Source organism: Paenibacillus dokdonensis (genome assembly GCF_004916975.1).
Taxonomy (GTDB): Bacteria; Bacillota; Bacilli; order Paenibacillales; family Paenibacillaceae; genus Paenibacillus_AQ; species Paenibacillus_AQ dokdonensis.
Genome location: NZ_STGQ01000001.1, coordinates 1,833,495 through 1,855,525, shown reverse-complemented (window position 1 = coordinate 1,855,525; position 22,031 = coordinate 1,833,495). Strand labels below are relative to the sequence as shown.

The 22,031-nt window shown below is 46.9% G+C and carries 18 protein-coding genes and 1 pseudogene; 1 reads left to right on the top strand and 18 read right to left on the bottom strand.

Going from position 1 to position 22,031, the window contains the following annotated elements:
* Positions 1 to 13: 13 nt before the first annotated feature.
* The 16 genes and pseudogenes from E6W40_RS08660 to E6W40_RS08585 form a co-directional block, all read right to left on the bottom strand.
* Positions 14 to 1,051 (bottom strand): Gfo/Idh/MocA family protein, encoded by a 1,038-nt coding sequence (locus E6W40_RS08660; protein ID WP_246073062.1) that lies wholly within the window; start codon positions 1,049 to 1,051, stop codon positions 14 to 16.
* A gap of 146 nt (positions 1,052 to 1,197) precedes the next feature.
* A pseudogene (locus E6W40_RS08655) lies at positions 1,198 to 2,012 on the bottom strand (VanW family protein).
* A gap of 245 nt (positions 2,013 to 2,257) precedes the next feature.
* A complete protein-coding gene (locus E6W40_RS08650) occupies positions 2,258 to 3,106 on the bottom strand; it encodes a YitT family protein (RefSeq protein ID WP_246072923.1) in 849 nt (282 codons plus the stop codon).
* Positions 3,107 to 3,215: 109 nt separating this feature from the next.
* Complete coding sequence (locus E6W40_RS08645) at positions 3,216 to 4,436, bottom strand: cation:proton antiporter (RefSeq protein WP_136605114.1); 1,221 nt, start codon at positions 4,434 to 4,436, stop codon at positions 3,216 to 3,218.
* A gap of 4 nt (positions 4,437 to 4,440) precedes the next feature.
* Positions 4,441 to 4,935, bottom strand: a complete 495-nt coding sequence (locus E6W40_RS08640) for a cation:proton antiporter regulatory subunit (RefSeq protein ID WP_136605113.1) — start codon at positions 4,933 to 4,935, stop codon at positions 4,441 to 4,443.
* Positions 4,936 to 5,103: 168 nt separating this feature from the next.
* Positions 5,104 to 5,457 (bottom strand): hypothetical protein, encoded by a 354-nt coding sequence (locus E6W40_RS08635; RefSeq protein WP_136605112.1) that lies wholly within the window; start codon positions 5,455 to 5,457, stop codon positions 5,104 to 5,106.
* A gap of 141 nt (positions 5,458 to 5,598) precedes the next feature.
* Complete coding sequence (cysI, locus tag E6W40_RS08630; protein ID WP_136605111.1) at positions 5,599 to 7,323, bottom strand: assimilatory sulfite reductase (NADPH) hemoprotein subunit; 1,725 nt, start codon at positions 7,321 to 7,323, stop codon at positions 5,599 to 5,601.
* 39 nt (positions 7,324 to 7,362) lie between these two features.
* The gene (locus tag E6W40_RS08625) at positions 7,363 to 9,186 is read right to left on the bottom strand and encodes an assimilatory sulfite reductase (NADPH) flavoprotein subunit (protein ID WP_136605110.1); all 1,824 of its coding nucleotides are present in this window, start codon (positions 9,184 to 9,186) and stop codon (positions 7,363 to 7,365) included.
* A gap of 372 nt (positions 9,187 to 9,558) precedes the next feature.
* Positions 9,559 to 10,098 (bottom strand): superoxide dismutase family protein, encoded by a 540-nt coding sequence (locus E6W40_RS08620; protein WP_136605109.1) that lies wholly within the window; start codon positions 10,096 to 10,098, stop codon positions 9,559 to 9,561.
* A 108-nt stretch (positions 10,099 to 10,206) separates the two neighbouring features.
* The gene (locus E6W40_RS08615; protein ID WP_136605108.1) at positions 10,207 to 11,472 is read right to left on the bottom strand and encodes an MDR family MFS transporter; all 1,266 of its coding nucleotides are present in this window, start codon (positions 11,470 to 11,472) and stop codon (positions 10,207 to 10,209) included.
* 205 nt (positions 11,473 to 11,677) lie between these two features.
* Complete coding sequence (locus E6W40_RS08610) at positions 11,678 to 12,163, bottom strand: GNAT family N-acetyltransferase (protein WP_136605107.1); 486 nt, start codon at positions 12,161 to 12,163, stop codon at positions 11,678 to 11,680.
* 220 nt (positions 12,164 to 12,383) lie between these two features.
* A complete protein-coding gene (locus tag E6W40_RS08605; RefSeq protein WP_136605106.1) occupies positions 12,384 to 13,472 on the bottom strand; it encodes a Gfo/Idh/MocA family protein in 1,089 nt (362 codons plus the stop codon).
* A gap of 15 nt (positions 13,473 to 13,487) precedes the next feature.
* Positions 13,488 to 14,435, bottom strand: a complete 948-nt coding sequence (locus E6W40_RS08600) for a helix-turn-helix transcriptional regulator (RefSeq protein ID WP_136605105.1) — start codon at positions 14,433 to 14,435, stop codon at positions 13,488 to 13,490.
* Between the two features lie 43 nt (positions 14,436 to 14,478).
* Complete coding sequence (locus E6W40_RS08595; RefSeq protein WP_136605104.1) at positions 14,479 to 15,480, bottom strand: Gfo/Idh/MocA family protein; 1,002 nt, start codon at positions 15,478 to 15,480, stop codon at positions 14,479 to 14,481.
* A gap of 181 nt (positions 15,481 to 15,661) precedes the next feature.
* A complete protein-coding gene (locus tag E6W40_RS08590) occupies positions 15,662 to 16,756 on the bottom strand; it encodes a Gfo/Idh/MocA family protein (RefSeq protein WP_136605103.1) in 1,095 nt (364 codons plus the stop codon).
* 28 nt (positions 16,757 to 16,784) lie between these two features.
* Positions 16,785 to 17,531: a sugar phosphate isomerase/epimerase family protein gene (locus E6W40_RS08585; RefSeq protein WP_168928859.1), complete on the bottom strand. Its 747-nt coding sequence runs from the start codon at positions 17,529 to 17,531 to the stop codon at positions 16,785 to 16,787.
* 118 nt (positions 17,532 to 17,649) lie between these two features.
* Here E6W40_RS08585 and E6W40_RS08580 point away from each other — a divergent pair, with 118 nt between their 5' ends.
* Positions 17,650 to 18,543: an AraC family transcriptional regulator gene (locus E6W40_RS08580; protein WP_136605101.1), complete on the top strand. Its 894-nt coding sequence runs from the start codon at positions 17,650 to 17,652 to the stop codon at positions 18,541 to 18,543.
* Between the two features lie 25 nt (positions 18,544 to 18,568).
* On the opposite strand, the gene E6W40_RS08575 is transcribed toward E6W40_RS08580, so the two are convergent.
* Positions 18,569 to 20,332: an APC family permease gene (locus E6W40_RS08575; RefSeq protein ID WP_246073061.1), complete on the bottom strand. Its 1,764-nt coding sequence runs from the start codon at positions 20,330 to 20,332 to the stop codon at positions 18,569 to 18,571.
* 279 nt (positions 20,333 to 20,611) lie between these two features.
* Complete coding sequence (locus E6W40_RS08570) at positions 20,612 to 21,982, bottom strand: DHA2 family efflux MFS transporter permease subunit (RefSeq protein WP_136606904.1); 1,371 nt, start codon at positions 21,980 to 21,982, stop codon at positions 20,612 to 20,614.
* Positions 21,983 to 22,031 lie beyond the last annotated feature (49 nt).

The following is a 22,031-nucleotide window of genomic DNA, read 5'->3' as shown; positions in this document are numbered from 1 at the left end:
TATCCTTACAGATTTACCGCTTTCTACGGATCTGGCAATGGCCACCATCGTTTCGCATTGCAGCAATTCCGTCATCCAAACCGGCCCCCTGCATGGGTGCTTTATGTAAAATCGTATCCGCAAAGCCTTCTACCTGCAGCTTATAAAAATGGGCATCCTCCCCCAATGGACGGTGATAACAGCCATCCCGCGTTGAAAATACTTCTACATCCGTTGCTTTAAACAACCATGGATTATAGGTTTTGGCAACAACGCTTCCATGTTCCCCATAGATCTGAAAGCCCTCATGCCAGTCCATCCGTACCGCTACGGTCAGATCCAGATGCCCGATTGCGCCGCTGGCAAATTCCGCCGTTACAAACCAGCAGTACGCACCGAACTTTTGAGTATTCCATGCCTTCACACTTACTATTTCTCCGCCAAGAAATCTTGCCGTATCCACCAAATGACTTCCGTGAGTCAGCATATAGTAACGCTGTTTATCCAGCTTCGGGTTTCCTTCAGGTCTCATGGCATTCGAACTTAGAACTACAAGCGGCTGTACATTATCAGTGACGCTATACCTATAGGTCGAATCGCAATACCATGCTTTCAGTGCCAGCATTTCACCCATCTCATCCGTCACAAAGCGCTTCGCATAAGCAATGCCTGGATCAAATCTTTTCATGTTTCCGATCTGGACTGTTAAGCCCGTTCGATTCGCCACCGCATGAAGCTCTTCACATTCCTCAACCGTGATACCAAGCGGCTTCTCGACCAGCACATGCTTACCTGCTGCTGTTGCCTTCAAGGCAGCCTGCACATGAAACTGATCGGCAATTCCTATAATGACCGCATCAACATCCGGATCTCCCAGCATCAGATCATAATCGTTATAGGACTTGGTCGGCTGGTGAATAGCTGACATTCGTTCGAGCAGATCTTCGGCTACATCACAAATAGCGTACAGATCAGCATTTTTTGCTCGTCTACAAGCTTCAAAATGAGCGGACTGCGAAATCGGTCCGCAGCCGAGCACGCCTACTCTCAGTCGTTTTCCCACATTATTCATCACGACTGCACCCCCTTTTTCATGGATGGCTACAACATTTGACCATAAATTATCATGATACATGAAGAAGTGTCAATCACTGAGGAGATTGCTCATATTGGATTCCGACATGAATTAAAATAGCTACCTCGAAAGCAACTATGGTATTAACTTCCGGATTCGAGGAATGGCTGATACATCATCAGTGCCCGATTCTCCGTGATGAATTCGTCCGAGACCAGCTCGCCTTCCTGATTATAAACTTTACGGTAAATACTATTGTAACGCTCATATCCACCCCAATGATGCTGGGAAATACGATGTTCCTTTTCATAAATTTCGTAGTTATGTATGGCCTGCTTGGTTGTTCTCCACTCACCGGATAAATTGCCATCTTCCATACTGAGTACCAGTTGATAGGGTTCATCCGTATTATTTTTGATTCTTAAATCCAGATAGTTATAGGCGCAGGTTGCCCCGCTTCCAAATGGCTGTGTCCGATTGGCATCAGGGAATACATCATAGCTGTGGCGATGTCTTTCAGCTACTTCAAGCGGTGTATGCAGCGTGATCCAGTACAAGAGATTTGACAGCTGACATAACCCTCCCCCTACACCCGCCTTGAACCCTCCATAAAACAGCACCATGCCTTCTACATAGCCTTTTCTGCGGTTCGGCTTGCCGATTAACCTCCAGTAGGAGAAGGTTTCACCTGGCATAATCGTTTACCTTGAATTCTCTCCACCGCGATCTTCAGGTTGGTAATCTTGTTATGCTGCAGCCACATGTCCACATCCTTCAGCTGCCGGAGCATCGGTGTTTGATGCTTCGATATTCGGTAGGGCAAATGCTCCTGGCTCTTCGTCCTCGCGAAACATACTGAACCGAACATCCATTCCATATAGCGCCTGCCCCTGTAAAATGCAGTACCAAGCAGCAGCCTCCATTTGGATCTGTGTATTGGTTTACGGATTACTGCCATTCCCCCACACTCCCTACCGTTTCTTAAGTATCAGGGTATGCAAAAGGGAACCTTAAACAAGGTTCCCTTTTGCATGTTCATGATGTTCTAATTATGATACCATAATCTTCATTTGTGGGAAGGTGAATATAAATATTTCTAGACTTCATTCGTAATCCCTCGCTTATCCTAGTTCATTTCACAGTTGATAGCCCTAATCCACGTGAACAAGGAACCCTGATTAATCAGGATTCCTTGTTCTTCAGTCATTCACGCTCATCGTTCTTATGATTGCTCATATCAGATGTAGGGCGATAGATAATTATGACCTCTGCATGTGGATCAATTTGCCGAATGATTGCTTTAAAACGCGGGATATCCAGGATATGAATCCTATAGTGCAAATCACTTTGTATCCTATTCATATCCGCATGGCTTCCAGCTGCAATACCTGCGTCCAGACATATTCTCCGTTTTATTTCATACCGGACTTCTTCGGGATTAGAAGCGGTTACCCATACCGTTCTGCGCAATCCATATAACACCAAAGCCGATGTTTCGTATGCTGCCAAACAAGCTAAAGCTGAGTACAAAGTTCTCTCCCATCCCATCAAGACACCCGCAGAAACGAGAACCGCCCCATGACATATCAGCAGCAGATATTCCATCGGAATAAGCTGGCTGGAAAGCATGATGGCTGGTGGCCGTACATGATCATGCTTTTCCAATCCCAGTGAATCCAGGAATCCGCCTGATTTAACGGCCAATCCTGCGCCGACACCCAAGCATAGGCCGCCTGCCAAGGCCGCAATGACGGGTTCGCCACTAACTGCAGGCAGCGGGGTAAGCAGAAATGCTGATCCCGAGAAGGATAGCAGTCCAGGCAATACTTTCATTACTACAGGTCTGTACCCAAGAAATGCATAGAGCAGCAGCAGTGGAAGATTAAATAGAAGCAGGAGAACCCCAAAGTGCTTTTCAGTGTAAAAGGACACCATCGCCGAGATTCCTGTTATGCCTCCTGCAATGAGCTCATGCGGATGCAAAAACAATTCCAAACCAATGGAAGCCGCAATCCCTCCCATTATGGACTGAAGAGCTGTTATTTTTCTCATGATGTGATTCGGATTACGTCCTTTCATTGGCAAACGGTATACATTTTCATATGGTTCATAACCTTCCCTCCTTCTAATTTCTGAATGGAAGTATCATGAGTGAATAGAATCAAAGCATCTCTTCTTTGTGCACACGCCTGTCTTTAAATTTGAACACCCTATTCAACAGCGAAAATACCGACTTGGATTGCTTCGTCAGAAGCGGCCCGAGTATGGCCAAAATCAGCACGTAGATCGCCGAGAAAGGCTGAAGAATATCCAGCAAACCGCCATCCTTCCCCAAATTGGCCATAATGATGGAAAACTCTCCTCTCGACACAATCGTCAGTCCTATATTTGCCGAAGCTTTCGGAGACAGGGATGCCGTTCGTCCGGCAAGCATACCTGCGCTAAAATTACCGATTAAGGTGACGATAACCGCTGCCAAGACCAGCCAAATTGCACTGCCGCCAAGTGACATGGGATCAATGGATAAACCGAAGCTGAAGAAAAAGACGGCTCCAAAGAAATCACGGAACGGCATGATCAAATGTTCGATCCGTTTGGCATGCTCTGTCTCCGCCAGCACCAGTCCGACAAGCAGTGCACCAATCGCTTCAGCAACATGGATAGTCTCAGAGAATCCCGCAATCAGAAATAATGATCCGAAAATAACAAGTGCAAACAGCTCATTGGATCTGATGCGTAGCCATTTGTTCAGCAAAGGAACGGCTTTCCGTCCGATAATAATGACAGCCAGCATGAATCCGAGTGACACGAGTGCCGATAACAGCACGCCGCCAATCGAACTGGAATCGCTCAGCACAAAGCCGGACAGAATGGATATATAAACTGCAAGGAAGACATCCTCGAACATGATAATTCCGAGTATCATCTCGGTCTCCGCGTTCGCCGTCCGTTTCAAATCCACCAGAACCTTTGCCACAATTGCGCTTGAGGAAATGGTTGTAATGCCCGCGATGATCAATGCTTCCGCAACCGGAAAGCCGCTGAGAAATCCGAGCAGCAGACCGAGCGTAAAATTAATCCCTATATAGATCGACCCGCCGACCGCAATATTTCGCCCTGACTTGATCAGCCTTCCTACCGAGAATTCCAGCCCCAGATAGAACAGCAAGAACAAGACGCCAATTCTGCCCATAAAGTCGATGAATGGGGCACTGTCGATAAACCGGAAATCAAAATGCCATAGCTCCATCGCATGAGGCCCTACAGCCATCCCGATTAATATATAAAATGGTATCACCGAGAACCGCAGTTTCGCCGAGATCAATCCGCCTAGTGCAATGAGTCCGAGCGCCAAACCAATTTCAAATACCAGATGCTCCATCCTTTCACCCGCTTCCGTTCATTAAAATTTGTTTGAAACGTTTTTGCTGATCCCTCTCGCCCACTGCCACAACCGTCGCTTCCGCGTTCAGAATACAGGCAGAGCCGGGGTTTACTTGTTTTCCATTCTTTTTATCCATAAGCGCAATAACCGACGCTCCTGAATTTTGACGGATATTGAGCTCGCCGATGGATTTTCCTATGCATGCATAATGCGGATCAATCCTATACCACTCAATCGTAAGTTCGTCAAAAGCCATCTCCACGCTTTCCAGCTGCTTCGGCTTATAAACCATACCTCCGACCAGCGCTGCAAGTTGCCTTGCTTCCTGATCCTCCAATGTCACCATGGATATGCTCTGTTCATCATCTTCATGGGAAAAATGATAGAGCTCACGTCTACCGTCATCATGTATGACAATAACAATCCGGTCGCCACTTGCTGCATCAATCTGATATTTCATACCGATCCCAGGTAAAATAGATTCACGAATGTTCATGAAAAATAGCTCCTGAATGTTTCAATTTTTATATTAGTGAATTTAATCACATATGGTTGGGTTGTTATAAAAATGCTGATGTGATTATTTTTTTTGGACTTAAATAAGCATTTTGGGGTATGAGAAATAAACCATTCCTGCAACGGGAATCGTTTTTTGAAGGGCAGATTAAACTAAATAACTCGAGGTGAATTTGATCGGCAAAAGAAGCAGATATTTTTTACGGATGAGTATGATAGGAATAAACGGTAACCGGGGTTTAGGCAGGCGCAGCAACAGCAGTAGCGGCATCACGAAGAGAAGCGGCAGCGCCGAAGCCAGCATGATCAGTCTTTGCAGAAAAGACGGGGTTTTACGAGCGAGCGGTTTACTTTGCGGGTCCATCCGGCTGTGCACCGTCTCGGTTTCACTGCTGTAGGGAGAGGTTACTTCCTCTTCAAAGGAAATGGGAAAGGATAGCATCTGGATACATCCGAGCACAACAATAAGCAGCATACGCAATCTTTTTGTCAGTGTCGTCATCCCATCCCTCCCTCTTGTGAAAATTTCATATATATTGATTTTAACATAAATAGCATAACGGTTTCAAACTGTTTAGTGCATATAAAAATAAAAATAACCCTGGGACCAGGGTTATTTTTATTTATGAGATTTCACTTCAATTTAAGCATGGAATTCCTGTCCGTCCCGAACCTCCTGCACGTAGCCTGCCCGGATGACGAAATCACCAAAATGCTCTCCCGTCTCCCGTTCAGTACCATATCGTGCAATGATGGGCCCAAGAGAATCCAATATCTCGGCTTCACCAATATTTTCTTTGAACAGTCTATTCAGCCGGTTGCCTGCAAATCCCCCGCCCAAATACATGTTATACTTGCCCGGCGCTTTACCGATAAACGCAAGCTCAGCCAGCATAGGACGGGCGCAGCCGTTCGGACAGCCTGTCATACGGATGACGATGTCCTTCTCTTGCAGCCCTGCTTTTTCGAGCATCGGCTCGATTTTATCCAGCAGAGAAGGCAAATAACGTTCTGACTCAGCCATGGCAAGTCCGCAGGTTGGAAGGGACACACAAGCCATCGAATTACGTCTTAAGGAAGAATAATGTGCTCCATCGGTCAAATGATATTGTTCAATCAGGGATTCGATCTTTTTCTTTTTCTGCGGGCTGATATTGGCGATGATCAGGTTCTGGTTAGGCGTCAAGCGGAAGTCACCTGTATGTTCTTTCGCAATTTCACGAAGCCCCGTCATCAGCTCATATCCCTCTTCGTCCTTCACACGGCCGCTTTGGATAAACAAAGTAAAATGCCACTTTCCATTGCTGCCCTTCACCCAGCCGTAACGGTCACCATTATCATGAAATTGGAAAGGTCTGGGTTCTTCAAGTTTCCACCCGAGACGCAGGGTAAGCTCATCGGTGAACCAGCCGATTCCACGATCATCGATCGTGTATTTAAAGCGGGCATGCTTGCGGACAGCACGGTCCCCGTAATCACGCTGAATCGTAACGGTTTTCTCGGCAACATCAATCATCTGCTCCGGTGTACAAAAACCGATTACTTTTGAAACCTGAGGATAGGTTTTCGGGTCTCCGTGTGTCATCCCCATTCCGCCTCCGACGGAAATATTGAATCCTGCCAGACGTCCATTTTCCACAATCGCGATGAAGCCGAGATCTTGGGAATACACATCGACATCATTGGAGGGGGGAACGGCAATACCGATTTTAAATTTGCGGGGCAGGTAGACGCGACCGTAGATCGGTTCCTGCTCTTCCCCGTCATTTTCACTTGATGCTACCTTTTCCCCATCCAGCCAAATCTCATGATAAGCGGTAGTCTTGGGGTCGAGATGTTCACTCACATGGCAAGCCCAATCATACACCTCGGTATGAATTTCCGATTGATGCGGGTTGGGATTACACATGACATTACGGTTCACGTCTCCGCAGGCGGCGAGCGTAGTTAACAAAGCTTCATTTACTTCACGGATCGTATTTTTGAGATTCCATTTGAGTACACCATGCAGTTGGAAAGATTGCCGTGTCGTCAATCGGATTGTACCATTGGCATAATGATGGGCTATACGGTCCATCATCAGCCATTGCTCCGGCGTAACCACACCTCCGGATGCACGGACTCTGAGCATAAACTGGTACGCAGGCTCCAGCTTTTGCTTTTGACGCTCATTGCGAAGATCACGGTCATCCTGCATATAGCTGCCATGATGCTTCATCAGGCGGTTATCATCTTCCGGAATCGAGCCGGTTATTGGATCTTTTAATGTATCCGTCAGGCTTCCGCGCAAATAATTGCTTCGGATCTTTATCTCCTCAACATCGCTATGCGGGGCACTGTTTTTCGACAACAGATTATTCTCAGACATTTCGTACTTCTCCTCTCGCTACCTAAGGATTCCGCAGGCTCAATAAACATCCCGCTGATAACGCTTCTCCTGCTGCATTTGAAGTAAATACTCCGCCGCTGCTTCCGGACTCAAGCCGCCCTCCTGCTCAAGAATGGCTGCAAGTGTGGCATGAACGTCATGGGCCATTTTCTTCTCATCGCCGCATACGTAGACACAAGCACCTTCCTGAAGCCATTCATAGAGCTCACGGCTCTGTTCAAGCATCCGGTGCTGCACATATACTTTTTTGTCCGTATCTCTGGAGAATGCGACATCCATGCGGGAGAGTACCCCATCTTTAAGCCAGCGCTGCCACTCGGTCTGATACAGGAAATCCGTAGAGAAATGCTGGTCACCATAGAAAAGCCATGTTTTCCCTTCGGCTCCGCTCTCTTCTCTATCACCCAAAAAAGCTCTGAACGGTGCAACACCTGTGCCTGGTCCGATCATGATAATCGGTGTGTCCGGGTTAACCGGAAGCTTGAAGTTTGGATTATGCTGTATGTACACCGGCAGGGAGTCACCCGATTGCAGTCTCTCTGCCAGCTGTACGGAGCAAACGCCATAACGGTCTCTTCCATAGGCATCGTAACGTACTGAACGAACAGTGACATGGACTTCATCCGGAAAAGCCTTCGAGCTGCTGGCGATGGAGTACAGCCGGGCTGGAAGCTTACGCAGAATATCGGCAAAACTTTGTGCTGGTATGCCTTTCAGCGAATAGTCCTGCACAAGATCGAGCAGATCTCTTTCTTCGATATATCCTCTGAGCTCCTGCTCATGTCCGGCTTCGAGAAGCTCATTGAGCTGCGGGTTAGAAGATATTTCGGCAGCCTTCAAGAGAAGCGGCTTGGTCAGAACGGAAATTTCATAATGCTTCAGAAGCGCTTCCCTGAGCAGCAACATATCTCCATGCTTATTAACCGTAATGGACTCATCCGGATTCCAATCCATCGCTCTGATCAGATCATCCACCAAATTCGGGTGGTTCTCAGGATAGATCCCCAGGCTGTCACCCGGTTCATATTGCAATCCTGAGCCTTCCAATGATATTTCAACATGACGGGTTTCACGATCGGAGCCGCGTCCGTTCAAATTCAAATTCTCCAAAATTTCCGCTTGAAAAGGATTGGTTCTTGAATAATCGGATTCTCCTTCACTTGGAGAAATGACTGCAGCCTGGGAACCGGAATTGCCCGCGGAATTCCCTTCATTAAGTGCTTGCAGCACGCTGTTCATCCACTCGGCAGCCGGTTCATCAAAATCCACATCGCAATCCATACGCGGAACGAGCCTTTTGCCACCCAGCTCTTCCAGACGCTTATCAAAATCTTTGCCTGTTTGGCAGAAGAATTCATAAGATGTGTCACCCAGTGCCAATACGGAGAAAGACATCCCCTCCAGCTGGGGAGCGCGTTTGCCATGCAGGAATTCAAAGAAGGAAATGGCATTATCAGGTGGTTCACCTTCACCGTGCGTACTCACAATAATCAGAAGATTTTGAACCTTTTTCAGGCTGTTAGGCTTAAAATCACTCATTGAGGAAACCGTAACCTGTGCTCCCTGATCCATCAGTTTTTTGGATATCTTCTTGGCGAGCCCGCTGCAGTTACCTGTCTGCGAACCAAAAAGAATGGTAACTTCCCTGGATCCAGTGGCTTCTGATACAGCAGCATTCCCTGCGTTTGCCTGTACCGGTATTGCCGTTCCTGCAGTACTGTGCAGAGCAGCCAAGTATCCGCTGAGCCAGCTTGCTTGCACTCCGGTAAGTGTCGGCAGCAGACGATTCAACACTTCTGCCTGCTCTTGATTAAAAGGACTGTTTGTTACTTGAAGCTCCAACCCCATCCACCTCACGTTGACATGCTTTTTTTATAATTCCGACTAAAACTATCCACTTAATATTATACTTTCTTGAATCTATCACAGCATGCGTATGAGGTCAACGAAGAATTTTCAGCATTTTACCAGAAATTCAGGTCTATGGAATAACAAAAAACCGCGCTACTGCGCGGTTTACCGGTTGTTTTATTACATTAAAGTGCTATTCCTGTGATGCGTTAGATTCCATTTTAAAAAACTTACCGCAGGCGGCTATCCGGATCCTGAGACATCAACCATTTTGAACCTTTTCTTCATTAAAAATAAACATAACAAAAAAAGCAGCCAAAACCCATGTTTTGACTGCTTCTATCCCATTTCATTAATATCCGTTTATCGGATCACCGAGCAGGCAATCCGGGCGCCTGAATTACCGGATGGATCTGTAACGTAGTCGTCGGCTTTTTCATGAATCATAAGCGAGGTACCGCCAGATTTCAGCAATGAATTGGCTGCATCCTTTTGAAGCGTAACTGATTTGCTCTCCAAATCTGCGATTACCGTTCCATCTGCTTTCACATGAATGTTGAGCAGATCACCAGCATGATAACCCTTCGGATTCTTGAATCCATGCTGTTTGCCTTGCGGGTTAAAATGAGCTCCTGCGGACGTGAAATCCGGTGGATCACATTTGCCGGTTTCATGGAAGTGAATGCCATGCTCACCCGGAGGCAGGTTCTTTGCTTCGATATGAATTTGGACGGCGTCGGTCTTTTGCGTCAATACTGCAGTGCCCACCTCAACTCCTTTAGAGTCGATAATGGTTGTTTTTACTTGCTGTTCCTCTGACTTCGCCCATACGGATGGACTCATTGGTGCAGCCCCGAATACCAAAGTGCTGAGCACGCTCAGGCAGATCGCTTGTTTTTTCATTATGCTGATTCTTCCTCCTGTAGATGTTTTCGGTTCCTCTACACAGGGTTGCCCTATTTGCGGAAAAAGATAACATTAAGCATCAGCAAAAATGTTGTTATACCAGATTCACGCCTTTGCGTTCTCTTGCTTGTTCACTTGCTCCTGCGGAAGGATGCGAAACAGCAATATGTACAAAGCCGCACTGAGCAGCGTGCATAAAAATATAATTCCGAATACGAAAGTCGGCGCAAGCCAGGAAGATAATAGCACGGTCATCGGAGCCAGAAAACGTCCCAAGGAATATTGTAGGTTGGATGCCCCCATGTACTGACCTCTGGCATGCACCGGAGCGTATTTGCTGACAAAGCTTTCCGTGACCGGAGAACGTGAAATCTCGCCGATCGTCATGATGATGATGAACAGGAACAGCAGCCATACATGGGTCGTCAAGCCGATCAAAAACATCCCGAGACCGAACAATACCGAGGAAATTATGAACACGTTGCGGTCGCTCGTATGCTCGAACAGCTTCGTAACCGGAAGTACGCCGACGACGAACAAAAGACCGTTAATGCCAAGCATCCATCCAAAGATATCCGTGCTGCTGAGCGAATAGGTCCAGTGCGCGAATGCCAGCAGGGATTGTGCCGGTACGTATTCCTTCACATAGGTGGCAAGATACATGTCCAGCTGCATAAAGGCAATCGTAACCAAAATCCCCGCAGCAATATATATGGCAAAAGCCTTGTCCTTGAAAATGACGCCATAGTTGGTAAATTGCTCTTTAACAAGTTGGGATATTGTCCCCGGCTTGCTCAGCTCTTGTGGACGATGCGGAAGCGTTTCCCGGATCTTCCACAGAATGATCAGAAAATACAGCAGCGTGACGACCGTGCAGGTCCACAGCAGCTCTGGTCGGTGGTGAATGAAAAAAATGGAGCCCAGAGCCGGTCCGAAAACAGCGCCGATATTTCGGCCAGTCACAAACGTCGCGAATACGAGTCTGCGATCCTTCTCGGCCGTCACATCCGCTACCATCGCCGAGCTTGCTGGAGAAAAGATGGAGCCGCCGAGTCCGATTCCGATATACGCGAAGTAATCGAGCCAATGATTCGAAGACATAGCGAACAGTCCGAACATCAGGGATTGAATCAGGTAGCCCGCGAGCATGGGTGGGCGCCTGCCGTAACGGTCGGACAGAAAGCCTCCAAGCAGATTGGCGAAAATGCCGACAAGAGGCGGAACGGCCATGAGCATGCTGGCCACGGATTTCCCGAATACCCCGCTGAAATACAGTGTCATAAAGGGAAAGTACATCCAGAACAGCATGTTGAACAGTGAATCCCCGATCAGCCTAATTTTGAGATTGAGATCCCATTTCAACCAGTACATGAAAAATAGTCCTCCTGATTAAATTTGCAAACCATCTTTGCAACGCGCGAGATGTTGGGAAAAAAGGAAGGATTTCTAATATACCATATATTTTCAAATTCACAAGAAATATTTAGCGAAAGTTTACCCAAATAAAAAGACCCGGCTCTTTGGATGGAGCCCGGTCTGCTGCGATATCTTCGGCATGCATTTTCCCAAAAATGACTTACAGCGTTTTGCATAGAATTTCTCCAGGCAACCCACCGATTTCGCAAACTTTTTCTGATATGAAACCCTGGCTGATTAGTATACTTCGTGAAGGGATATTCGCGGGATCAATAATAGCCGTAAGTCGGGTAACATCTGATTGTTCGGCACGATGCAAGAGTCTTCCCGCGATTATCTTGCCGTACCCTTTGCCCCATTGCTCCGGAAGCAGCATATAACCGATTTCCGCTTCATCATTTTGGTCTTCGTTCCTGGTCAAGCTCCCAAGCCCAATAAACTCACCGGTTGACTGGACAAGCACTTTGAACGTTCCAAAGTCCTCGAATTTCTCATTGCGTCTTAAAATTTTCTCGAAATTCTCTCTGGCCTCGTGAAGCGGTATGGCTCGTTCCGTTATCATGGCCATGACCTTCTCATTCGAAACAAGACGAAAATAATCATCAAAATCATTGGAACCGAACTTAATGAACTCCAGCTGATCCATCTGAAACCTCCAAATTAAGCGATGTTGTCCGAGCATGTTTGAACCGGAACATTTATCACAGCAGATAGACGTAATTTCATTTATAATCAGTTCAACGCTGAATCGAAATAACCTTTCACCCGGATTTCCATGCCGAACACCATCTCATCATTTATCCATAAAAAACAGCCTGCAAAACCCGATTATCAGGCTGCAGACTGAATTTTGCACATATTATAGATTACCCGATTTCCGGAATGTGAATTTCGACTTCTTTCTTGGTTTGGGCTGAACGCAAAATGCCGTCCAGAATAGCCTGGTTACGGAGTATTTGCTCCCCTGGAATCGGCGCAGGACCTCCCTCGCGAAGCGCGCGGACAAAATCCTTGATTTTCTCTTCAAACACGCTGAGCTTATGGTCGATCAAAGGAATAATACTTTCCGTGTGATGCCCTTGAATGTCATGAAAAATGGATACGGAGCCGACGTTGCCGTCCCATACGCCGCTCCATGGGCCTTTCCCTGCCGGAACAACCTTCATGCCCGCATCCGTTCCGAGGAACATGGTTGATCCAAGCGTATCCATGTGCATCGCCCAGGAGGTTTTGAAGTTCAGCACGAGGTCGCCTTCAAAACGGATCATCGCAACACCGAAGTCCTCCACATCAAATTGATCCGCTTGCGGATGATATTTCGGATTGGTACCAAAGTGATTAGAAGTATAGGCCGAAACGGTCAGCGGCTTTGGATAACCCAGCGTATTCAAGGCCAGGTCCAACGAGTAGCAGCCAATGTCGGCCATCGCGCCTGCACCCGCGATATCCTGGCGGATAAAGGTTCCTCCCGGCATGCCGCGGCGGCGTCCTCCTCCTGTTTCCACATAATACACTTTTCCAAGCTGGCCTTTCTGAACCAGATCCTTGATGAGGCCCATATTCGGGTCATATCGAGGCTGAAAACCAATATTGAGAATTTTACCCGTCTGCTTCGAAATTTGCACCATATCAACAGCCTGCTCCAGTGTAACAGACATCGGCTTTTCCACCATCACGTTTTTGCCCGCAAGTAAAGAATCGATCGTCGTATGGTGATGCGCTACGTTTGGCGTACAGATGCTTACGCCATCCAGCTCCATTTCCAGCAGCTTGTTGTGATCGTCAAAACCTTTGGCCTGCTGCAAATCCCATCGCTCAATAAATTGGTCTGCCCGACCCGGAAAAATATCAGCAACACCGACGATTTCAACATCCTCTATATTCTTGTAAGCCCGGGCATGCTCGCCCGCAATTCCGCCACTTCCAATAATTCCGATTCGCAATGTCTTTCCCACGTGATTGCCATCCTCCTATATGTTTGCGTTCATATTCCGGTATTCGGTGGGTGTCATACCTATTCTTTTCCGGAACACGGTATGCAGGTAACTGCCGCTGGAGAACCCTTCCAGACTAGCAATTGTATCAATCGACTCTTTGCTTTCTAACAGCCTGCGGCGTACCGCCTTCAATCGAATATCCTCCAGAATCTCACTGAAAGACCGTCCGTCGCCAAGTTCTTTGATAATACGCTGCAGCTGTCTTGCACTGATATGCAGCTTATCCGCTACATCATCGAGGATCACTTCTCCAGCAGAGTTTGCCTGTATGTACTCCATAGCGAGCTGATAACGGTAGGCTTTCATATCCCGGGAAGGCAATAGCGCCTCCATTGGCTCCGATTCGTAAGCTCTGACAGCCCGTAGCAGTATTTGGATCACACTGTGCTTGATCGTTGTGTACAGCCCCGCGTATTTCATTTGGGAAGCCTGATAAGCTTCGAGAAAAAAAGGCATCGCCCGATGCATATCCATCACCGGCTTTAGGGGAAGCCGTTCCAGCTTCTCCATACAGTCATGCGCCTCGGCCAGCTCCCAAGGATCTGCTCCCTGACGGGGGGATCTGCCTTTATTCTCTTTGTCAGCCAGATTAACGATATCGATATGCAGGCATAGCTCATACATTGATTCCTGTGCATCGGCTTCCTGGTAATGCATCACATCCGGTCCGGTCAAATAGAACATGCCTTCTCTTAGAGAGAATGGATCGTCTTGCAGAATGACCATACCTTTGCCTCTTGGAATAAAATGAAATTCATACTCGGCATGCTTATGAAAAGTAACCATTTTCCCGGGAGGAAACATTACCAAATGAAACCTTAACACCCGAATCTCATAATTTCCCCAATACACCTTCAAATCGAGTCGTTCCAATACGTCTTGACGCTCCATCATCACTTCATACGGAAAGTTGTTCATCATGCAGCACATTCCTTGATTCCATATTTTAAGTTTATGTCAGGCTTTAAGCCTGCAGATCAGATAGGCGTACTCCGCGATGTTCACGCGCCGATTGATTGGCTGCTTCCATCAGTTTTGTCAGTTCTACAGCAAATGCCAAATTCTCGTCGGCATTCGTATCCTCTTGGATATGGCCAATCCACTGCTGAAATGCGCTTTCCCGAGCTTCTGCAACCGGAAGCTCAACCCAATCGTTCTTAAATTCTTCCTTGCGAGTGGTCCGGATCAGCAGCTTCTCATTCGGTGTACCGTATAAAATGGTGCCGTCTGTTCCATGAACTTCAATGCAGAATGGGGAGAAGTTGTTAACAAAGCCTGCTTCTACGATTCCGACGGCTCCGGATGGCGTTGAGAGCGTGGCTACTGCATTATCCTCAACCTCTTTGCCGGTAACATATCCGAATTCTGCGTTCACCTCTACAGGCTCCTGTTGCAGGAACAGCCTAGTAAGATACATTGGATGACAGCCAAGGTCAATAAGGGCTCCGCCCAGGCAATCCTCAAGACTGTAGAAATGCTCCGGCAGCCAGCCCGCAGTTGCCCCGTTATGAGACAAACGGACACGAACCAGGGTCACCTTTCCAAGAAGCTCCTGATCCAGAATATCCCGGATCGCAAGAGTATAGCCGTCATTCAGTCTTGGCAGTGATACGGTCAGCTTTACCTTATTTTCGTTTACAGCATTCAGAATTTCGTTCACTTCCTGCAGCGTTGGCGCAAGTACCTTCTCTGTAAAAATATGCTTGCCTGCAGCTGCTGCCTTCAGGATCACTTCACGATGCATCCGCGTTGGTGCATCCACAATGACCGCATCAATATCATCCTGCGCCAGCATCTCATCCAGTGATGCATAGAACGTTACACCTTGTTTATCGGCAGCTTCTTTTCCCCGTTCCGGATTTTCATCCCACACTGCAACGATTTCAGCTTCCGGATGCTCCTGTGCTTGTTTTGTATAATCCCATGCGTGAACATGCCAATAGCTAATTTTTCCGATTCTTATCATTTTCAGCCACCTCATTATTTAATATTAGGACATCACGCCATTAATCTATCACAGGAAAAGGCGTTAATACAGTATAACATTGCGACAAAAGAATATAATTTTACGACACTCCATAAAAAATCAATAAAGAGAAAAAACTCACTCTCTCTTTTAAAAAGGGTGAGCTTCTTCCTATTCATCTCTATTCAAAATATACGGTTTTTCCAGTCCGGGCGGATTCATAGATCGCTTCTAATACCTCGGTCACGACCAGCGCCTGTTCAGGCAGTACCATCGGTTCAGTATCATTCAAGATGCTATTGATCCATAGTCTGCATTCTCTGGCTGCCTGGCCCTCCGATTTCCCGTCAAAATAAGCAACCCCACCTGTGTTCAGCTCTGGCTGCTTCGTATACAAATGGCCCAGCTCTTCGCCGTTAATCCGCAGCCCGTCACGCATATCTGCACCCGCTTCGGTTCCGCACAGCGTCGCCTTCGCCTCTCCCACATCGAGCGTATTAAGCGCCCAGCTGGATTCCAGCGTCACGGTTGCACCATTTTCCATTGTAATGAAGCCAAATGCTGAATCTTCGACTTTGAACTCCTCTGGATCCCAAGGTCCAAATGCATTTGCGGCATCTTTTTTACTGCCCAGCTTGTGATAAACAGTACCTACAACGCTCTTCACTTTGTAGTTGTTCATCAGCCACAGGGTCAAGTCCAAAGCGTGAGTACCAATATCAATCAGAGGTCCGCCACCCTGCTCTTCTTCGTTCAAAAACACGCCCCAAGTCGGTACAGCACGTCTGCGGATGGCGTGAGCCTTAGCGAAATAGATATCGCCAAGATCACCACGCTCACAAATTTTCTTAAGCAGCAGAGAATCCGGACGATAGCGGTTATCATAGCCAATGGTCAGTTTTTTTCCGGTCCGTTTGGCAGCTTCCAGCATGGCTCTTGCTTCCTCGGAAGTTTTGGCCATCGGTTTCTCACACATGACATGTTTACCAGCTTCCAGAGCGGCAATGGTAATGAAGGAATGGGATTTATTTGGTGTGCATACATGAATCACATCGATGCTTTTATCCTTCAGCAGCTCCTGATAATCTGTATAAATAGCAATGTCTTCCTTACCGATTTTCTTGGCGGACTCAATCGCCCGTTCTTCAATAATGTCGCAGAATGCTACCAGTTCGACGTTTTTCTGCGCATTCAAATTCGGTATATGCTTGCCGTTTGCGATTCCGCCGCAGCCGATAATACCTACACGCAATGTTTTTTGAACTTGTTCAGCCATTTTAAGTCATCTCCCTGATATTCATTATTTATAATATTTGTCGAAGGTATTTGAGACTGGCACCGATGCTTTCCAGCTGGGGAATCTCGTATTCCTCCTGCTCTACCGTGTACCACTCCACCCCGTAACGCTTGCCAGCCGCAGTAATCGATTGGAAATCCATGATACCTGAACCGATCTCTGTGTTCCGTTTATCCTGTTCACTCTTCATGTCCTTGATGTGCAGAATACGACAGCGTTCTTTCAATGTCTCAATCCAGTCCACAGAGCGGAAGCCGGCATGTTCTGCCCAATATGTATCCAATTCCAGAAATAGATGATCGGGCTGCGTATGGTTCGCAAGCAGTTCCAGGCCGGTGAACCCGTCAAACTTCTGAAACTCGATTCCGTGATTATGATATCCGAAATGAATGCCATGTTCCTTGCACCGCTCCCCAATCCTATCAAACGATTCAGCTGTACGCTTGTAGCTGTCAGCGCTTTCACGCATCTCCTCAGGAAGACCCGGGCAAATAATATAGGGGCTGCCGATCTCAAGCGAGTATTCAATGGTATGATCGAGCTGAAGCAATAGATCGGATATACCGATATGACTCCCCGCGGCCCGCAGTCCAATTGAATCCAATGATTTTTTCAATTCCGCCGCAGATGTCCCGAAATACCCGGCGAATTCAACGCCGTCATATCCGATCTCTGCCACCTTTTTCAGCGTACCCAAGAAATCTGTGCTTGTCAGTTCTTTAATGGAATACAGCTGAAGCGCTATATTTTCCATATGTAAGCCTCCTCCTGTGTAACAAGTAAAGTAAGAATACCAAAATCGCCGAATAAGTAATACAATGAACCTATCCGAAAATATTAAATATTTGTCATGGTGAAAATGAGGTGCTGAAATGATGCTTGAGCCGTATTTTGAATCCAACCGGTCTGCTGCCGGATCCATCCACTTTCCTTACGAAAGCATGATCCACTACTCCAGTAAGGAATCACGCTGCATTGTACGTCCGCACTGGCATATTTATATCGAAATCTTATATTTCCTATCCGGTAAAGCCAAGGTCTTTCTAGGAGGAGAATGCCATGTTGTCGGCAAAGGCGATCTCATTCTGATCCATTCGCATGAGACGCATTCTATCTACTCCATGGGTGAGGAAATCTCCTATATTGTCGTCAAGTTTGATCCTGAGATTCTGTACTCCACTTCACGGACGATTCTTGAATCCAAATACATACTGCCCTTTACGCTCGCTGATTCCAACGGACAGAGGGTCTTTACCGAAGCGGAAATCAATGATACTCCCATACCGGCTCTGATCAGAGAAATATATGATGAATTCAGCTCCAAAGGCTTCGGATTCGAGCTTGCTGTTCGTACGCTGATCTGCCGTGTTTTTTTATGGTTTTTGCGTAAGACCCATAACCAGCATTGGAGCTGGGAGGTGGCCCATTCGCTGAATGACAGCGACTACCAGATGCTGCAGAAAGTATTTGAATACATTGACTACAACTACATGAATGATATCAACGCCCAGACGGCAGCCGGCCTGTGCAATATGAGCTACAGTTATTTTTCCAGAAAATTCAAATCGATCATGGGCAAGACATTCACCAACTATTTAAGTTATATCCGAATCACCGAAGCGGAAAAGCTCCTGCTAACGACAGAAATGAGCATGACAGATATTGCTCTTGAGGTTGGATTTTCAAGCTCCAGCTACTTCATTCAGCAGTTCAGGCAGTATAAGAATATCTCTCCACACCAGTTCCGCAAAAAAGGAAAAGCCTGATACTTGTCGTATCAGGCTTCCCATGTTATTTATTGAGATGAAACGGAAACGTTGAGATGACCACATTCTTCTGATTAAACAAGTATGCCCGCAGGAGCAGACTGGTCTGGTTATGGAGAATATGCTGCCACCAATGCTTCGTAATAAACTGCGGGATCAGAACCGTGATATGGTCTGTCGCAGAGGTTTTCCATTCCACTGTATTGATGAACTTCATGAGTGGACGTATTACGCTGCGATAGCTGGAACGGAGCACGATCAGCCGTACGCCTGGATTCCAATCATCCCACTTCTTCTCCATCCGTTCAATTTCTGCATCATTAAATCCTACATAGACGGCAACGACGTTATCCGTAACTGATTTGGCATATCCTATCGACTGCTTTACCACCTGGGTGATCCCTGCGATCGGAACCACAATGGTGTTTCCTTTAATAACAGGCTTATCTCGAATCACGTCAATACGCAGCTGTTCCGCCGTATTCCGGTAATGCCGCTCGGTCTGATAAAAGATGTAGATAACGATCGGAAGAAATATAAATACCATCCAGATATGCGTGAATTTCGTAAATACAAAGATCAACGCAATCGTCAGTGTAGTCAGCATGCCGATCGTGTTGATGATAAATTTGATTTCCCAGCCGGATGGCCTAAGCTTCGTCCAGCGGATCATCATTCCCAGCTGTGACAATGTAAAAGGAATAAATACACCCAGCGCATACAGGGGTATCAAATTTTCCGTATTACCTTGAAACACAATAACGAGCAGCGCCGACAGGACGCCCAGATTAATGATGCCATTCGAAAAACCGAGACGGTCTCCCCGTACCATAAACATCCGGGGCATAAATTTGTCTTTGGCCAGCATAAAAGCAAGCAGCGGAAAAGCCGAGTATGCCGTATTGGCTGCCAAAAACAAAATGAGTGCCGTAATGCCTTGAATAATGTAGTAAATCACTCCCCTGCCGAAAGTGGCGTTGGCAATCTGGGAAACGACCGTTTCTTTCGGATTCGGAGCAACTCCGTACCAATATGCCAGCAGGCTGATTCCGATAAACATGGCACCGAGAATCGTACCCATCATGATCAGTGTCCTTGCCGCATTTTTCTCTGAGGGCTGCTTGAAGTTCGGAATCGCGTTTGATACAGCCTCCACCCCGGTTAATGCCGAACAGCCGGAACTGAAAGCTTTGAGCAGCAGGAACAGACTAACATTGGATACCGTGGTACCAAGCGCGGGGGCAGCCGCATGAATGCCTCCGAACGCATATTTGATAACCCCTGATATGATCAATACAAAGATGGAGATGACGAACAAGTATACCGGAATGGCCAACACAGAGGCCGATTCCGTGACTCCCCTAAGATTCATGATCGTAAGGAAGAGAATCATGACCAGTGCAATGAGAACCCGGTGATCATGAAGCGACGGAAAGGCCGATGTAATGGCATCCGTACCCGCAGAGGAACTGACCGCAACCGTCAGAATATAGTCAACCAGCAGGGAGCCGCCAGCCAGCAGGCCAACCGGGACGCCTAAATTCGTTTTGGCGACAATATAAGCACCGCCCCCGCTTGGATAGGCAAAGATGGTTTGGCGGTAAGATAAAATTAATATGAATAACAGTCCCAGAACTGCGATGGATATGGGAATCGAATACCAGACCGCGGCAAAGCCGGCTGCCATCAGCACAATCAGAATTTGCTCCGTTCCGTAAGCCACTGAGGAAAGCGCATCTGAGGAGAGCACGGCAAGTGCCTTCAGCTTCGTCAACTTTTCGCCTTCGATTTCTCAGCTTTTCATCGGCCGGCCAATCAGCACCCGCTTAAACTTGTTCACCATCGAAAAGTTCCTCTCTTAGTAAAAATCATCCTATTTGCGTTTAAGCGGTGCATTCTGTTTTAAGTTTCCTTATTTTATTTTTTTTTAACACTGTTTTGTATGAATAAACAGATGATAATATTAAATTTTCGGCAAAAAAATAACCATTCTCTCTCTAAGGAGTATGGTTATTTTCAAACTCGATATATAAAAAAACTGCCGGGAAGTCCCGACAGTTTCTTTCCGTTATTTCACATGAACTCGTTTGATGAACAGTGCACTCACAAAACCGATCAAAGCGACAATCATTCCGAACATAAATGCATCTTGAACACCTGTCGTCAAAGCATCGAGCATATTCGGGTTCGCCGCATGGCTCATATATCGCGTCTGCCCTGCTGTCATAATGCTGACCGCAACCGCGGTACCAATCGCACCGGCAACCTGCTGCAAAGTGTTCATGATGGCCGTTCCATCCGGATAATACTGCTGCGGAAGCTGATTCAAACCATTGGTTTGCGCTGGCATCATAATCATCGAGATTCCGATCATCAGACAGGTATGAAGTACAATGACTAGAAAAATCGCTGAAGTCGGAGTGACACTGGCGAAGAACCAAAGCATCACTGCAGCCACCAGGAAGCCGGGAAATACCAGCCATCTTGGTCCGTACTTATCAAAAAGACGCCCCATAATCGGTGACATGATACCGTTGATAATTCCTCCCGGAAGCATAATCAGACCTGCATAAAATGCTGTTTTGCCGAATCCTCTCTGCAGGAACATCGGCAGTACTAACATGGACGATAGAATAATCATCATACTGATGAATACCATCAGGACACCGAGTGTAAACATCGGATATTTGAATGCCCGCAAATTGATCATCGGCTGTTTCATCCGCAGTTGACGAAGAGCAAACAGCACAAGTGCTACCACACCAACAGCAAGGGCCACGATAACCTTGGTGCTTGACCAGCCTCCGCTTCCTTCACCTGCACTGCTGAAGCCGTACACAATACCGCCAAAACCCAGTGAAGACAATAGGATGGATAAAAAATCAATTTTCGGTTTCGTAATCTTCGAGACATTCTGCATAAAGAAGATACCGCAGACCAGTGACAATACCAGGAATGGCAGCGACAGCCAGAAGATCCAGTGCCAGCTTAAATGCTCGATAAGCAGTCCGGCAATGGTTGGTCCGATCGCCGGTGCAAACATAATTACCAAACCGATAATGCCCATGGCAGCTCCCCTTTTTTCAGGAGGGAAAATCACCAGGATGGTATTGAACATCAAGGGCAGCATAATACCTGTACCGATAGCCTGAACGACGCGTGCGAGCATCAGCATCTCAAAATTCGGTGCAAGCGCCGCAATCAGTGTACCCAAAATGGAAAAGATGATCGCTGTGACGAAAAGCTGTCTCGTCGTAAACCATTGTAAAAGCAGACCTGAGACAGGTACAAGAATACCGAGAGTAAGCAGGTACCCCGTCGTCAGCCACTGCACGGTAGCAGGTTCTATATGCAGCAATGTCATTAAATCACTTAATGCGACATTCAGCGCTGTTTCACTGAACATCCCAATGAATCCGCTGATCAACAGCGCAATCATGATAGGTATAACTTTAAACTTCTTTTGCTCATGTTGTTCATTCTTTTGA

Excerpts from the sequence above, each read along its gene's own strand:
- E6W40_RS08660 (WP_246073062.1), bottom strand. The coding sequence starts at position 1,051 with ATGAATAATGTGGGAAAACGACTGAGAGTAGGCGTGCTCGGCTGCGGA.
- E6W40_RS08650 (WP_246072923.1), bottom strand. The coding sequence starts at position 3,106 with ATGAGAAAAATAACAGCTCTTCAGTCCATAATGGGAGGGATTGCGGCT.
- E6W40_RS08645 (WP_136605114.1), bottom strand. The coding sequence starts at position 4,436 with ATGGAGCATCTGGTATTTGAAATTGGTTTGGCGCTCGGACTCATTGCA.
- E6W40_RS08640 (WP_136605113.1), bottom strand. The coding sequence starts at position 4,935 with ATGAACATTCGTGAATCTATTTTACCTGGGATCGGTATGAAATATCAG.
- E6W40_RS08635 (WP_136605112.1), bottom strand. The coding sequence starts at position 5,457 with ATGACGACACTGACAAAAAGATTGCGTATGCTGCTTATTGTTGTGCTC.
- cysI (WP_136605111.1), bottom strand. The coding sequence starts at position 7,323 with ATGTCTGAGAATAATCTGTTGTCGAAAAACAGTGCCCCGCATAGCGAT.
- E6W40_RS08620 (WP_136605109.1), bottom strand. The coding sequence starts at position 10,098 with ATGAAAAAACAAGCGATCTGCCTGAGCGTGCTCAGCACTTTGGTATTC.
- E6W40_RS08615 (WP_136605108.1), bottom strand. The coding sequence starts at position 11,472 with ATGTACTGGTTGAAATGGGATCTCAATCTCAAAATTAGGCTGATCGGG.
- E6W40_RS08610 (WP_136605107.1), bottom strand. The coding sequence starts at position 12,163 with ATGGATCAGCTGGAGTTCATTAAGTTCGGTTCCAATGATTTTGATGAT.
- E6W40_RS08600 (WP_136605105.1), bottom strand. The coding sequence starts at position 14,435 with ATGATGAACAACTTTCCGTATGAAGTGATGATGGAGCGTCAAGACGTA.
- E6W40_RS08595 (WP_136605104.1), bottom strand. The coding sequence starts at position 15,480 with ATGATAAGAATCGGAAAAATTAGCTATTGGCATGTTCACGCATGGGAT.
- E6W40_RS08590 (WP_136605103.1), bottom strand. The coding sequence starts at position 16,756 with ATGGCTGAACAAGTTCAAAAAACATTGCGTGTAGGTATTATCGGCTGC.
- E6W40_RS08585 (WP_168928859.1), bottom strand. The coding sequence starts at position 17,531 with ATGGAAAATATAGCGCTTCAGCTGTATTCCATTAAAGAACTGACAAGC.
- E6W40_RS08580 (WP_136605101.1), top strand. The coding sequence starts at position 17,650 with ATGATGCTTGAGCCGTATTTTGAATCCAACCGGTCTGCTGCCGGATCC.
- E6W40_RS08570 (WP_136606904.1), bottom strand. The coding sequence starts at position 21,982 with ATGATTGCGCTGTTGATCAGCGGATTCATTGGGATGTTCAGTGAAACA.